The sequence below is a fragment of the Desmonostoc vinosum genome (assembly GCF_059505385.1).
Genome location: NZ_JCACKM010000026.1, coordinates 20,663 through 35,145, shown reverse-complemented (window position 1 = coordinate 35,145; position 14,483 = coordinate 20,663). Strand labels below are relative to the sequence as shown.

Annotated in this window: 13 protein-coding genes and 1 pseudogene; 6 read left to right on the top strand and 8 right to left on the bottom strand. The window is 39.2% G+C overall.

Annotated features, from left to right (window positions below):
- Window positions 1-2: 2 nt before the first annotated feature.
- Genes cas6 through cas10 form a run of 6 tightly spaced genes read right to left on the bottom strand, consistent with a single transcriptional unit; the run spans window position 3 to window position 6,943 of the window.
- Entirely contained in the window at window positions 3-779 is a 777-nt protein-coding gene (gene cas6 / locus AC5JMF_RS03405) for a CRISPR system precrRNA processing endoribonuclease RAMP protein Cas6 (RefSeq protein ID WP_495794313.1), read from the bottom strand.
- Between the two features lie 2 nt (window positions 780-781).
- Window positions 782-2,065, bottom strand: a complete 1,284-nt coding sequence (csm5, locus tag AC5JMF_RS03400; RefSeq protein WP_495794312.1) for a type III-A CRISPR-associated RAMP protein Csm5 — start codon at window positions 2,063-2,065, stop codon at window positions 782-784.
- Window position 2,066: 1 nt separating this feature from the next.
- Complete coding sequence (csm4, locus tag AC5JMF_RS03395; protein ID WP_495794311.1) at window positions 2,067-3,122, bottom strand: type III-A CRISPR-associated RAMP protein Csm4; 1,056 nt, start codon at window positions 3,120-3,122, stop codon at window positions 2,067-2,069.
- Between the two features lie 2 nt (window positions 3,123-3,124).
- Complete coding sequence (gene csm3, locus AC5JMF_RS03390) at window positions 3,125-4,183, bottom strand: type III-A CRISPR-associated RAMP protein Csm3 (protein WP_495794310.1); 1,059 nt, start codon at window positions 4,181-4,183, stop codon at window positions 3,125-3,127.
- Complete coding sequence (gene csm2, locus AC5JMF_RS03385) at window positions 4,180-4,641, bottom strand: type III-A CRISPR-associated protein Csm2 (RefSeq protein ID WP_495794309.1); 462 nt, start codon at window positions 4,639-4,641, stop codon at window positions 4,180-4,182. The genes csm3 and csm2 overlap by 4 nt, the downstream gene beginning before the upstream one ends.
- Window position 4,642: 1 nt before the next feature.
- Window positions 4,643-6,943 (bottom strand): type III-A CRISPR-associated protein Cas10/Csm1, encoded by a 2,301-nt coding sequence (gene cas10 / locus AC5JMF_RS03380; protein WP_495794308.1) that lies wholly within the window; start codon window positions 6,941-6,943, stop codon window positions 4,643-4,645.
- A 714-nt stretch (window positions 6,944-7,657) separates the two neighbouring features.
- Between cas10 and AC5JMF_RS03375 the strand changes: the two genes are divergently transcribed.
- On the top strand, window positions 7,658-8,551 hold the full coding sequence (locus AC5JMF_RS03375; RefSeq protein WP_495794307.1) for an ABC transporter ATP-binding protein: 894 nt from the start codon (window positions 7,658-7,660) through the stop codon (window positions 8,549-8,551).
- Here the strand turns inward: AC5JMF_RS03375 and AC5JMF_RS03370 are convergent.
- On the bottom strand, window positions 8,548-10,251 hold the full coding sequence (locus AC5JMF_RS03370; protein WP_495794306.1) for an RluA family pseudouridine synthase: 1,704 nt from the start codon (window positions 10,249-10,251) through the stop codon (window positions 8,548-8,550). The genes AC5JMF_RS03375 and AC5JMF_RS03370 overlap by 4 nt on opposite strands.
- Before the next feature lie 185 nt (window positions 10,252-10,436).
- Here AC5JMF_RS03370 and AC5JMF_RS03365 point away from each other — a divergent pair, with 185 nt between their 5' ends.
- The 3 genes and pseudogenes from AC5JMF_RS03365 to AC5JMF_RS03355 form a co-directional block, all read left to right on the top strand.
- Window positions 10,437-10,826 carry a VOC family protein gene (locus tag AC5JMF_RS03365; RefSeq protein ID WP_495794305.1) on the top strand — a complete coding sequence of 130 codons (390 nt, stop codon included), beginning with the start codon at window positions 10,437-10,439 and terminating at the stop codon, window positions 10,824-10,826.
- A 10-nt stretch (window positions 10,827-10,836) separates the two neighbouring features.
- Window positions 10,837-11,421: an HD domain-containing protein gene (locus AC5JMF_RS03360; protein ID WP_495794304.1), complete on the top strand. Its 585-nt coding sequence runs from the start codon at window positions 10,837-10,839 to the stop codon at window positions 11,419-11,421.
- A 45-nt stretch (window positions 11,422-11,466) separates the two neighbouring features.
- Window positions 11,467-11,562: pseudogene (locus AC5JMF_RS03355) on the top strand (Uma2 family endonuclease); the annotation flags it as partial.
- 206 nt (window positions 11,563-11,768) lie between these two features.
- Here AC5JMF_RS03355 and AC5JMF_RS03350 read toward each other — a convergent pair.
- Window positions 11,769-13,001, bottom strand: a complete 1,233-nt coding sequence (locus tag AC5JMF_RS03350) for a family 10 glycosylhydrolase (protein WP_495794336.1) — start codon at window positions 12,999-13,001, stop codon at window positions 11,769-11,771.
- Window positions 13,002-13,232: 231 nt separating this feature from the next.
- Here AC5JMF_RS03350 and AC5JMF_RS03345 point away from each other — a divergent pair, with 231 nt between their 5' ends.
- Together AC5JMF_RS03345 and AC5JMF_RS03340 are read left to right on the top strand one after the other, a co-directional pair.
- Window positions 13,233-13,364, top strand: a complete 132-nt coding sequence (locus tag AC5JMF_RS03345; protein ID WP_495794303.1) for a hypothetical protein — start codon at window positions 13,233-13,235, stop codon at window positions 13,362-13,364.
- A gap of 503 nt (window positions 13,365-13,867) precedes the next feature.
- Window positions 13,868-14,482, top strand: a complete 615-nt coding sequence (locus AC5JMF_RS03340; protein WP_495794302.1) for a hypothetical protein — start codon at window positions 13,868-13,870, stop codon at window positions 14,480-14,482.
- The last annotated feature ends 1 nt before the right edge of the window (window position 14,483 follow it).

Genomic DNA, 14,483 nt, shown 5'->3' with positions numbered 1-14,483 from the left:
AGTTAGTTTTTTTGATTTACTTCTAATATTGCTGTCTGTCCCATACCCAAACGGGTTTTCATTCCTGTACCCGCAAATCGTGCATATTGAACTAATAAATTAGCAACATTTGCCAATAAAGGGTCAACCCGGTTGAAAATCTGTAATGTTACATCGCCAATAAAGCCATTTACATAACCTTTGTTTAATGACAAACTTCGCGTTTGAATTTTGTGATTTTTGAGAATAGTAGCATTGCTAAGGTAAGCAATTAATTCATCACCTCCTAAATAAACAGGTGCAAAATGATTCCAGCGTTCTAACCAACTGCGAAACATTAAGTTTGGTACGGGTAGGGGTAAACTCACGCCACCTTGAGCAAAAGAGGTAGGAGTGAGAAACTGCAAGTCAAATCGCCTGATTGCTTCTGGTTCATTTGCTACTAGTTCGGTGTATAGTTCTTCATAGCTTGTGGTTTCATCTTCACGGTTAACAATATTAAACTTGGCACCTAAAAATTCCAGTGAATCTGAAAGATTAAGATGAGAAATAGCTTTTGCTGAAACTTGTTGTAATCCACATATAGATAATTTATAAAACTCCTCTGGATGAAAAGTTACAAAGTCTTTAGATGTGGATTTTAAACCCATGATTCCTGAGCAAGAAATAGAGGGTATTGCCTCGCTTCCCATTTCTATATATAGCTGTTGATGAAGTTGTTTTACTAGTTCCAACCCATAAGAACGAGGTAAAACTGTTGATTCGGATACGCCTAATGTCCAAGTAGAATGAATCAGCATGATTATAAAGTCTTGAATTTAACCCATCCTGGTACAAATTTGATTTCGCCATTCGGATTCATTACAGTTCGTCTAGATTTTGGGGCTTCAAAACCTGGCGCTTTTATACCACAAGTATCGCGGATTTCTGCTCTGAGAGTGTCGTCAAAACATAAACCAACTGTGGTTCCTGTCATGCCACTACCCCAACCTAATCTGAGGCTATAAGGAGATTTTTCTGGCTCGTAAAACTCACGGATATAATTAAAATCTAAGTTTCTATTAGATGCTCTAGGGTTATTTTCAATCGCTTGCCAGTAGTCATGTTCATAGTCCCATTGTTCTTGGGTAAACTCTTGACATATTTGCAAGAGTTCATCAAGGTTATTAAAAGGTAATTTCATTCCCTGTTTGTGCTTAAACCAGGAAAGCATTTCTGTATCTAAGGTGAGAGTAAACTGTGTGTGAACATTCCGCACCATTTCAGCATAAATAGGTGCTTTATACTTAGCCAAATAATCAGGAAATCTGCTAGAAATTATTACCTCAGCGATAACAGGTATATTAATAGGTATTTCTTGACCTTTCTTAGTTTTAATTTTATCCTCTAAAAGAGGTTCACAGTCTGTTACTTTGAGCGCTCTTAAAAAGTCTGTATTTGGCCCTTTGCCGGAAAAGCTTCTATCTTGATATATGAGACGAAATTCTGAAAACAAATTCTCCATAAACAGGTCATCATCGAGAAATTTTTGCTGATACTGGTTAAGTTGTCCTAACCTTTGTCTCAAGGTTTTCTCAATTTCGCTAACCCGCTTTGATGAGGGGACTTGATATTTTTCTGCATGTTTAAGTAAATGATATGCGATCGCAGTTCTAATTGCACCTTTAATTGAAGAGCCAGGAATGAATAATTGTCCCATACCAGTACGAATCATGGGACGTAAATCTGTAATTCTTTCGCTTGTCAATTTTTGGCTAATTGCGTCTTTAGGAAAAACTGCTTCTCCATTTGCGTTGATAGTATTCCACCAATCAGAACCAAATGCTTGTTTTAAAAGTCTGCTAATGTCCTGACGTTCTTCAATTGCCTGAATATAGTCATCTAAAAATCGTCCTCCCTTGTGGATTAAAGCTTTTGCTAGCGCCTCTTGATTGGCGAGATAGACTTTTTTATCTGTCTGCACATATTCAAAAGGATTCAATCTGGAGACAGACGAACCAATATGTAAAATAGGACTAGTTAACTGTATCTTTTTTGATTGATATAAGTCAGGTTTTTTGAGAGCAAATTCAGGAGAAGCCACCATGTTATTTATCCTGTGCTTGAATTGGCAGACTTAGGCTAATACCACTACGATAAATATTATGTTTATTAAAGTTATGAGGTGTAACATTTATTAGCTTTCCTTGTGGTGATGTGAGAAAAACAGAACCTTCGCTAAACATTCGCACCATTTGACGACGCAGTTGACTTTCTGCTATCCATCCACCCCGTTCTTGAATTTCGTAACAGGCGTTATTTAAAAATTCATCTGGTATGGATGACTCCCAAAATAAACTCATGAGGGTGTGGTGAGTTCCATCTGAATTTACTACCTGTTGCCAAGTTTCAGGTAATTCTAACCACTCAAGTTGAAATCTTCCTGCACCACTAGAACGTTCTCCTCCGATTCCTTCTTCTCCTAAAAAATGCAAGGCAGCTTCTAATTTATCTACTAATTTCTCGCCTTCTTGTGATAGCTGTAAGAGAAAGTATAAGCCAGATGGATTTTTATCCCACTCGAATTGCACAAAGCCAGTATGATATAGGTTTGTAGCTCTGGTAACGCGATCTACAGCAATTTTGGGAACTTTGTCAATTTTAAAGGATTTTTTGTATTCAAATGTTCCTAATTTATTTAGCTCTCCTTGGGATTTACCATTGGTTGTATAAGCAATTAATTCATCAGTATCAGCATCTTTTTCAAATCCTTGACCTTGATACCATCTTTGCCATACTTCTAAAGGCAAATAATTGAGTTTTTTATAAGTTTTGAAAAACTTTAGATCATCATCAGGGTAATTATGAGGAAATTTTAGTGGACGGGGAAGATAATAAATTGTGCGATCGCTTGCTTGTCGATATATAAATGTTGAACTTATTCTGAATGGAGGGATTAAGTTTGATTGTTCTGGTGTGGGGAACTTTTGTAATAATTCCTCCACTGCATGTTTACTAAATAACCTCGCATAAGCACTAATCCAGGCACTAAATAAGCTATCTGAACGAATGCGATCGCTTGTTTCTTCAATACCGATTCCTACTTCCCCAAAGTGAGCAGGACTACGCCCAAAATTGAGTTTAACTAATTTCCAAACACTCATGATCAATTCCCTGGCAGTAAACGCTGTTCAATGTAATCGCGCAAGCTTCCAAAGTTATCTAACAGTGCTTGTGTGTTGGCAGATTGCAACGACTGTAACCCCGACGTACCAGCAGGTGTATTGGTAATCTGACGGTATTGTTCCAAGCTGCGATAGGAAAACTCAAAGTTTTGAAATCTGACTTTGCCATAACCCCTAGAACCATGTCCACCGAGGGCATCATCTTCTAAAATGGCTAAAGCGATCGCAATATTTTGCACATCTTCTATAGCTTGCTCTGCATTCTCTACGGTATAAACTAATTCAAACTTAAATTTTGCTCCTGCTGGTACGCGTTCTAATTGTCTGGGGTTTGCGGCTGCTGTCACTCTATCAATACCGTTTTCAAATTTCCACTCAGTCATGTATAAACCAGTATCAACTCGTTCCAGTAATTTAATTGACTCATCTGATAAATGGCAATCTCTGACAATTAAACGAGCTGGTGCATTCCGTCCTTTAACTTTTAAGTACTGCTCTCGTATTTCTCCGTGTCCGATTTGAGTAGCTTGAGTTTCAAATCGTGCAAATCTATGTTCCTCACTACTATGTCTTATGATCATTCGCGCTTCAACATTAGGTACTCGCTCTAATCTCTCCTGATTAACAACATCACTCTTTCCCCAAAAATTAACGCCAGTCGAACCAAAAATTCTAGAAACCTTACAGTTTTTAGCACCATCAAATCTAACAAGTATTGATGAATTATCTGTTTTTATTTCTGTATAACCATCCACTAAATCATCACTTTCATAACGATAAGTACCGCTACCTCCTGGACGGTTTAGAGGTAATTTACATAAACGCTCCAAAATGGAGCGTAACTTACCTTTAATAGATGAACCCGGTAGATAAGGATGGCGATTAATAGGATTACGGATAACAGGTTTATCTAGTCCACCAATATCTAATCTTTCACCACCACCTCCGATATGAATACCTGTTTCTAACTTCAAATTACTGTTAATTATTACTTTTCCCAGTAATTCTTTTTGTTCAAAGTTATTTGTTGATAATGTCATTGATCTTCTCCTCCTGCTGCTTTATGGTAAGCAATAATTGCTTCAACTAATTGAACAAGTCTGTCAAAATCTTTTGTTGTTTTTACCTGTAGTATTGCTGCGTCCAATACTTGCTTAAAAGGAGCAACTGGCCCCAGATCTCTATTATTTTTTCGTTGTCGAGCCGCAGCATAAGCAAGTTTAGGTTGTAAGAGAATTAAGTCATCTTTAATAACATCAAATTCTCTTTTGTCATTTTTATCTAAATTAGATTTTAGACGTTTTACAGCATCTAAAAATTTACGTATTTGATTGGTTTTGAGCCGATTGTTAGCAAGTTCTTTACCAAGTTTTTCGGTATCATTTACTAATTCACGAATATTATATTCTTGGAAACCTGAATTAAAGTTTTTAATTTTATTAACCATTATTATGGCAATATCTTCACTGTGGTTAAATTGTTTAGATGTTTGTGTCATTTTATGATATGCGGTTTAATAATTCAATCCAAGTAGCGATCGCCCGAAAATACGGTGCATTATACGGACTTTTCAAAGACTTACGAAAAGCAACATCATCTAGTATTTTGTTGGGTAATCTCGCTAAAGTATAAGCAATCTTTGGTAGATGCAAGTAATAGCGAGTTCCTAAAGCCTCCTCTGATTTACTATCTTTAAATTTTTCTAGTGCCTGCTCTTGTATTTGTGCAGTTATCAACAGGTTATGCACAAAATTTCGAGAATAATTAACTCCAATATCTTGCTGTTCTAATCTCTCTACAAATGGTAGGATACCTAATAGTTTTGGTTGTGCTTCTGAATGCAAATATTGTTTGACTTCAGAATCAATTATGCTGAGATTTTGTATTCCCAGCCATTCATCCCATTTGAAAACTTGAGCGAATAGCCCTAAACTATCTCTACCATTTGCTTTAGCTGCTTCTTCAGCGTCTCCTGATGCTTTTGCAGCTTGATATAAGGGAAATTTAGCATCATCAATACTGATTCCGCCTGATAGTGTAATATCTGGGTTATTGCCTGTATAAGCGCGGAAACATTGATAAACGTCAAAGGCAAATTCTACGATTTGATTCCAAGCTCCACTAACAAATAAATCATCACCTCCAGCGTAGATAAATAATAGATCTAGACGTTGATCATTTGGTGTTAGTTGTTTAATAGTGTTAGGAATATTTGCGTTTCTTACTTCTGCTAAACTATTGAGATGAACTTTGAAAAAATAGCTCATCTGCCGGGAAAGTCCAGCGAGTCTGGGTAAAGTTTGGTTAGCACCCAAACCTTTAGCAAATATTTGTCCTAACCGATCTACATCCATTCTTAAATAACCAACTCTCTCAATACCTTTAGCCTTCCGCGCCATTTCCTCAGCACGCATAAAGCCTACAGGTTCTTCTGTGTCCTCAGATTGCTCTTGACTCTGACGACCATAATTACCCAACAATAAAGGTAGAGCATTACGAAAATGCTTAAATTGATAGTGGTCTAACGTCCAATCATTTACTAACAAAACTGTATCAGAATCCTTACCTATTTGTTTCCAGTTTTTGAATAAATGGTAATGAATATTTACAGCAGAAAATTCGCCAACAGGCGGGAGTTTAAATGAAAGTGTATGTGATGCACCTGTAATGTTTTCTCTAGGCGATCGCACAATTGCTTCTACTCCAAATAACCGCCCTCCTAAATTAAACATATTACGACAACTGGCACAAGCTAAAACCGAATCTGGCTCTTTAGAATTCAGGGGTTTTAGTTTTGAATTTTCTACATCATCACGATAACAAACACGACATGGTTCATGACTATCGCGCTGTTGAATGAAGTCGTTAATCTGATTAGCAAACTTACGAGATTTGTGTACAGATAGCTGAGTAGTTGCATTTGACCAATGATCGGCAATTTTTGCAGTTGCAATATCAGCTAGAGGAAATTTAAAACAATCAAGAGCGAGAAAAACTTTACCTTGAAATTCATCCAAAAGCCATTTATTAAATTGCTGACGTACTTGCTCTACAATCTTTTTAGTTGTTTCTGTTCCATCTGCTAAAATATATAAATTGCCACCACCAGCATAAATTATATTAGTGCGAGGAAGATTTAATCTAGTTAATAATTGTTGTACTATTTCTTCTGTCACTAACTCTAAATAAAAGCTCCGTGCCCGTAGTGATTTGAGCGCCCCATCAGAAGATATCGTATATATAAACTTTTGAATTCCTGACAAATCACCTACTATCAAACTTAACTCACTTTGATTTTGATTGCCAGCAATACTAGCAGCAATAGCAGCAGTAGTTTTTGCTATATCTACCAAAGCTACATCAGATTCACCAAAGCTGAGACATGAGCCAACTTTTTCTAGAATCAGCATCAGTAAAGAAAAGTTTTCCCAGTTATTATTGATATTAGGTAATATGTCTGTGGTAATTTCTGCTTTAAAATCTGATAGTTGTTTTTCAACAGAAGCTAAATCTAGCAGATAATAAATTTGAGGATATTTTTCCTGATCGTTTTTAATTGTTTTAAGCTGATGATAATGTGCCTCTGATTTTAGCTTGCTAGTTTCATCAAGTTTTACGCTATCAAACAGTGAACGCAATACTCCTATTTTTGAATTTTTATTCCAGCCTAATATTTCTTTGGCTTTGGTGACTTCTGGATACTCTTGATCTAGAGGAGGATGAGTAAAATCGGCCCAAATAGCCAAGGAAGCGATCGCCTGTTGAACAACCTGTAATGCAACTTGAGAACTTGTCACCATAACAACTTTTGCTTACTTAAACTTCAAACAATATCAGAACAGGAATAGAAAGTAACAATGATCACTTATCTACATCCTTAACCACTACTCAACCCCGCCAAAGCTTGTACCATCTCACAGTTGGAAACATCCTCTTTACATTTGAGGTAATGAACACTACCAGTTAGCATGAGCGATTCAGTCGTAATATTATCTGATCTAACATCATATTTGCTACAATTGTTAGCAATTATACGCAAACCTAAAAATAATGAGTGACGTATCGGTACTCCTCACCCAGTAGCTTTAAAAGCATAAATAGTCATTACCTCAGTTTTTCCACCTATGGCTACATCATATATGATGCTGGAAGAGGCCTATTCCGGTTAACTAAACTGTACTGTGATCTGAGTGGAAAATCTCTCGTTACTCTCTGCGTCTCTGCGCCTCTGCGTGAAAATATAAATGTAACTTAACTAAAATGTTGATACCAATAAATTTAGTCAGAATAGATGAAGAACCAAAACTCAAGAAAAATTTAGGCGAATATAATTCGCTAGCACACAGGTGTAGGCGAAGCCTTCCCGTTCACGCAGCGTCTCCGACAAAAGAAGGGTAGTCCGCCTACGCAGACTAACTAAAAACTAAGTCTTTCAAACCCACGGAGGCGGGTTTTGTTTGTGTAGCCGCGATTTCTAATCACTTTTAAAACTTGTTTTTTCAATAAAAAACTATATGTTAGTAATTGAAAATTTAACCAAATCCTATGGACAAATAAAAGTTCTCCAAAATTTGAACTTGCGTATTGAATCAGGAGAAATTTACGGTCTCCTCGGTGCGAATGGAGCCGGGAAAACAACTACAATTAATATTATTTGTGATTTACTTAAAGCTGATAATGGTCAGATTACAATTAATCATCAACCTATTTCCGCAGCAACAAAAAAAATAATTGGCATTGCACCTCAAGAAAGTTTACTCTACAAAACTTTGACTTGTGAGGAGAATCTTAATTTTTTTGCCAAGATTTACGGCTTAAACCGAGAAACACGCCAGAAACAGATAACAGAAATTTTGACGGCTGTAGGCTTATTAGACAGAGCAAAAAGCCCGGTAGAAACCCTCAGCGGCGGAATGCAGCGACGGTTGAATATTGCTGTGGCTTTGGTACATCAGCCAAAGTTAGTCATTTTAGATGAACCAACTACAGGGTTAGATATTGAAGCGCGATACGAAATTTGGGAGTTGATTCGGCAACTCAAAAATCAGGGAATTACGATTTTACTAACCACTCATTTATTAGATGAAGCTGAGCGTCTTTGTCAGAAAATTGGAATTTTAAAAAATGGTCGAATTTTAGCTGAAGGTAGTTTAAATGAGTTACGCGCTTTGATTCCAGCATCAGAAATCGTGGTGGTGCAAACTACACAGGAAAAAGAAGCGATCGCCTGCGCCAAACAACACAATTTTACACCTCGACGTTATGGTAATGAATTGGCTTTCTGGCTACCCGAACCTCTGGAACTCAAAGAAATTATTTCACTGTTTGAAGGCATAAATATAGATTCAATTGCCCGTCAGCCTGTGCGTTTAGAACATATTTATTTAGAAGTAACGCAACAATTTTAAAAAGGTGTGATTGCATGTAAATGCACGTTTTTTCCTAACAGTGGATGTTGAAAAGCAAGCTCTCTAGCGTGCAGATGTAACCGCTTTGCAATTTTACCGCATCCATAAAGGCGATCGCCTAAAATAGTTACTCCTAGTCCTTGCGAGTCGGCAGCATGAACCCGCAATTGATGGGTGCGTCCTGTCAATGCTATAAATTCTACGCGGGTGTATTCGCCTGCTGTTGCTATCACTTGGAAGCTAGTCAAGCTGGGTTTACCATACTGCCAGTTAACTTGTTGATAGGGGCGATTTTGCGGATCTCCCCACAATGGCAATTCAATCATACCTTGGTTTGTGCTGACTGAACCCGAAAGTATGGCTTCATAAACCTTGTGAACTTGTCGCTGCTGAAACTGTTGACTCAGTTGTCGATAGGTTTGGCGATCGCGTGCTAGCAGTAAAATACCAGAAGTTTCTTGATCTAAGCGATGCACAGCCATCAAATCGACACCATCGGCTAACAGATGACGCAAGCGACTTAAGACACTATCTTGAGTTTCGCGATAACGTCCAGGTACCGAAAGTAGTCCTGCGGGTTTGTTTACAGCAATTAGCCATTCGTCTTCATAGAGAATAGGTAGTGGGGAGGACACGGAGAGGGGGAGACGCGGTGACGCAAAGAAAGAATTTTCTATGTCCCTGCATCCCCGCGTTCCCGCGTCCTGTTTTCGACGCAATCCCGAGAGCAAAAATCCCATCAATGGCTGACAGCGTTCTGCACACGCGCCGTAAAATTCTCCTGGGATTTTATCTTGGTTCGATGTTCCCCACCAAAATTCTGCCATTGCCAATGGTTTTAAACCGTGGGTTGCTGCATAGTGAAGCAATTTTGGGGCACAGCAATCTCCTGTACCAGTGGGTAAGCCTTCTGGCATCAATTGCTGTAATGATAAAGATTGCCCTAAAAAATTCGTGAGTGAGTAAACGGCGTGCATCTGAGTCTGAAGTTGACGAGACAGTGTTTTACGTCGTTGTTTGAGTTCACTAATCCGTGCATCTGCTACTGTAATTAACTGTCTGAGTGGCTGTAATGCTTCATCACGTTGGCGTTTGAATTGCCGCCGCTCAATTCCTTGCTGACGACTGGCTCCATCGAGTTGTTCCAGAGCAATAGTGAGTGCTGCACCAGTCAAAGTTTTGCAGATTTGCTGGCGTTGTTCGTGACGTTGATGTTTGCAATTGTGATGGCGATCGCTCATTTGTTGCAACTGCTGCTCAAACTTACGACACAAATTTTCATACTGCTGTCGTTGTGGAAGTTGCTTGAGGGTAATGAGTTCCTGTTTGATTATATCTAGTTCAGCCAAAGTACGGGCTTCTTCTAATGCCACTTGTTCTCTCCCTGGAATTGGCGGCACCCAACCCTCAATCACACTGCAACCATTCAACAAACCGGAGAAGGCTTTTAATAACCGTTGTTCGCCGTTGGACAGTTTGACAAGTAGTACCCCATACATCTTGCCTTCACGCGCGTAAAGGTCATCTTGGGCTAATTGTTGCATGAATTTGTCGGCGATCGCTTCCGCCAAAGAGGTGCGCGGTAGTCTCAGCAGTTCTCCACTTTGAGGACAATGCCCTTGATAGTAATAGCTAGGATACGAATCACTAACCGCAAAATCACAGTCAATAAAATCTGAAAGTGGGTGTAGAACTACCATAACAGCGGATTGGGGACTGGGTAAGAACAAAGGAAAAGTTATAGTTAGTGAGCGTAGCTGTACCCCTGCGCTTAAGCAAGCTACGCGTTAGCATCTCCGACAGCAGAAAGAGAAATATGAAATTTAGCCTTGACCAATTAGGGCAAATGTACTAGTCTGACCTCAGTTGTTTTGACGATACAAAAATGATGAAGTTCTCACATACCATTCTTTATGTTAGAGATGTTGTACAGTCGGTTGCTTTTTACGAAAAAGCTTTTGGCTTGAAACAGCGGTTTATTCATGAGAGTGAGCAATATGCCGAAATGGAGACAGGTTCGACAACGTTAGCATTTGCTGCTAGTGAACTTGCTAAATCAAATCTTGCTAACGGATTTCAAGAAAATAATTTATCTCATTTGCCTGCTGGAGTAGAAATTGCTTTTACAACTGATGATGTAGATACAGCCTTTAATCATGCTATCGAATCAGGTGCAACCTTAGAAACTGCACCGAAACAAAAGCCTTGGGGACAGTCGGTTGGATATGTCAGAGATTTAGACGGTATTTTAGTTGAAATTGCCAGTCAAATATAGGTAGGTAAATATGCAAACCAAAGCACCTTTTCCTCATAATCTTCTTAAAAATAAAGAAGTATCAGCTATTGTTGAAGCATACTTTGAATTTAATCATCTCAAACAACTTTATCGTCAGGGTTGGTTACAGCATGGTGTTTCGTCTCAATATTGCGAAAGTGTAGCTGAACATTCATTTTGTGTTACTTTATTGGCACTATTTTTAGCAGATACTTATTTTCCTGAATTAGATAAATATAAAGTAATTTGCATGGCATTGTTACATGACTTAGGAGAAATTCATGCAGGAGATATTACACCTTTAGATAAGGTAGAGGCATTAGAAAAACAGCATCTCGAACGCCTATCTGTAAATCAAGTTTTATCAAAACTATCTAGTGGTTCAACTTACTTAGCATTATGGGAAGAATATGAAATAGGAATTTCACCAGAAGCTAGCTTTGTACGTCAAATTGACCGCTTGGAGATGAGTTTACAAGCCAGTGTTTATAGTCAACAAGGTTTAGTCAATCCCAGTAACTTTTTTGCATCTGCTGAGAAAGTTCTTGCTAACTCCAACCTCTTACACATTTTAAGAGAATTGAAATCACTGTAAAATATAAAATAAAGCTGCTATAGCAGTATTTGAAGTATCCTTAAAATAGTAAAACTACCGTTTAAAACTCTAACTTTAGAAGAATTTCCGCAATTACCAGAAACGAAACCTGCTAGCGAATATATTGATGGTCAAATTACATAAAAGCCAATGCCGCAAGGAAGACACAGCACAGTTCCTCGTTCCTTGCTAACGCAGTCGCCTGCGGAGGGAAACCCTCCCGCAGCGCCGTCTTTGCGTCAGCCCTAATGATAAGTCTTCAAACAAACATGATATAATTCGTAAAAATTTGTAGAGACGTGCCATGGCATGTCTCTACATTAGAATTCATATTTTTCCCTAGTCCCCTAGTCCCCAGCCCCTAATTCTGCTCTGGCACGGAATAAGGGAGATGGAAAGAAGGTTTGTAATGTAGCTTGCCTTTCTGCTACGGGTTCTGGGGCATAGTTCCAAAGGCTGCTGTAGTAAAAGAAGGCTACCCCTAAACCTCGTTCTTGAGCAGCTCGTACTTGTGATCTGATTTGTTTCATTGGCGCTGGGTTGTTGCGTAACCCCGCCATAATCCCAACGCCGGTAGGGATGATTTGCTGTGCTTCTTGCATTTCTGGACGGGTAATCTTGTCGATAAAGCTTTGCAGATTTGGCCGATAAACTTGCACAATCAACTCATCTACAATACCTTGGCGTAACCAAGAGAGCCAGTCTTGCAGTTGAAATTTGTAAGCAAAGTTGTAGTAGTTAGGGGAAACCGAGAAAATTGCTTGGGGTTTTCTAGCTTTTACAATTTCATTTAGTTGTACCATGAACTGTGTGATTTTATCTGCCCGCCAACTTACCCATTCTGGATCTTGAGGATTGGTTGGAGGATTCTTCTTCATTTCTTGAGTGTACAGGGCTACCGTATATTGATCGTAGCCAAATTCATGGGGTAAACTCATGTGGTCATCGAACTGAATCCCATCAACATCATATTGACTGACGATTTCTAGCACGAGACTGCTAATAAACTGCTGCACTTGCGGATGGAAAGGATTAAGCCACATCACCTCACCCGCCGCACTGATTGATGTTTGGCTACCATCGCGCTTTTGTGTGAACCAATTCGGATGATTGAGTGCGAGTTCTGAAGTTGGGGGGGCCATAAAACCGAACTCAAACCAGGGAATCGCTAGTAAATTTTGACGATGGGCTTTATTAATCAAGTCTGCAAGAATATCATGTCCATCTGAGCCTCGCAAGACAAAGGGTTGGATGCCTGCGCGTTTTGCCACCGCGCTGGGATACATCACATACCCAGAATTCCACACCACAGGATAGATGGTATTGAAGTTCAACTGCCGCAACTTTTTAACGGCGTCTTGGACTTTGGCGCGATCTTTGAGGGTGTCAAAATCATTATTAGTCATCCACACTCCCCGAATTTCTTGGCGGGGTAGTTGTGCGATCGCAGGAGTAAAACTATTTACTAAAAGTACCGTTAAAAATGATATCAAAAAAAGGACTGGGAGGGAATGCTTAAGCCATCGCTGCCAATCTAAAGGCTTGAATAATGCATGAGCTACCCGCGCTCGCCATCCCATATTGTTGTGATGGAAACTAAATGTCATATAGTCTACAGAAATTTATGCTTACTAGAGAATCAGTGAATTGGTAGTCTTGCACTCAATGCCGAACATCAAAATCGCTGCCTCCAAAAAACTGAAGCAGACACTCACAGTAGAATAGTTGACGCATTTAGTAGGTCAATAGTGCCCGTTTGTTGCGTAGGGACACTCCGGTTTGATAATGTGGCGAACATCGCGGACTTTAAAATGAGCAGTTTATTAACAAAGCTGATGGACAACGATTTACTAACTTTTTTCGCGGCTGCTGGGTTGATGATCCTCTATCTATTCTTCTCAGCTTTCACCGAAATGGGTACTAAACTCCCCTGGAAAAAATAAACTCCCATACTTCAACTTCTCCTGTTGGAGACGCTACGCATAGCTTGCTTCCCCTTAAGGGAAAACTCAGTAAGATTTTCCAATTCCCAAGAAGACGCAAAGACGCGGGGAAGGAAAGACGCGGAGCGCGACCCTTCTCAAGGTCGAAGCACTGGTCAAAAGCCCCCGAATGCGAGTCGTGGAGGCAAAAAACGTTTTCCTTGCTTGAATCCCCTAGCTTTAGTTATGGGGACTCTCCGCGTCCCCGCGTCCAAACGTCTCCGCGTCCTCATCAACCACTTCCTCCGGGAGCGGGGCCCCGAGTTCCCCATTCCCCACTAAAACTATGTTCATTAAACAAGCATTAATATTGTTTTAACTTAGCTTAATATTAATAGTTATGTATAAACTATTTTACTGCAACTTCATAATTTAATCAAAAATCAATGTTAATTCATGTTAGATTGTAATGGCTGTAATATTATGAAAATCAATAATTATAATACACACTAGGGAAATTAGCAATGCTTAGACAAAGTTCTCACCAGAGAACCTTTTTCAAACCTTTAAATGATAGTGCTGCACAAAAATCTCATGCTCTGCGGTTAGTGCTAAAATCCTGCTTTACCAGACTAGTTGAGTCTGTGCCTTTTTTACTTGCCTGCGCTGTTTTTGTCAGCGTGATTAGCTTGGGGAGTCCTATCTTAGTTTTTTGTTTACTTTTAGGCAGTTTAATCGCAGTCACTATACAGCGAATTGGTCAGCAAGTGAATTTACCGAAGCGATCGCTTTTGTTATTACAAATTTTAGCAGTAGTCGTCATTCTCAGTTTATTTTGGTTAGACTATTTTGCAGCGCCCGCCCAAGCGCAATTTTTTAAGAAAGCCGAAGATTTTTTCAAAAACACCTTAACCCAAGGTGCAACAACAAACTCCAATAGCCAAGCAGCAGTTAGTTTAGTATTCAATGTCTTACGCGCACTTTATTTACTCTATATTGCCGTTTCCTTGATTGGCGTGATTAACGCAGTTCGTAAAGATGAAGATTGGCAAAGTGTTGCCAGAACTCCTTTATTAGTTGTTGTAGCTGTCACAGTTGCTGACATCCTTACAGGCTTTGTCATCGGCCCAGGTAATTAAG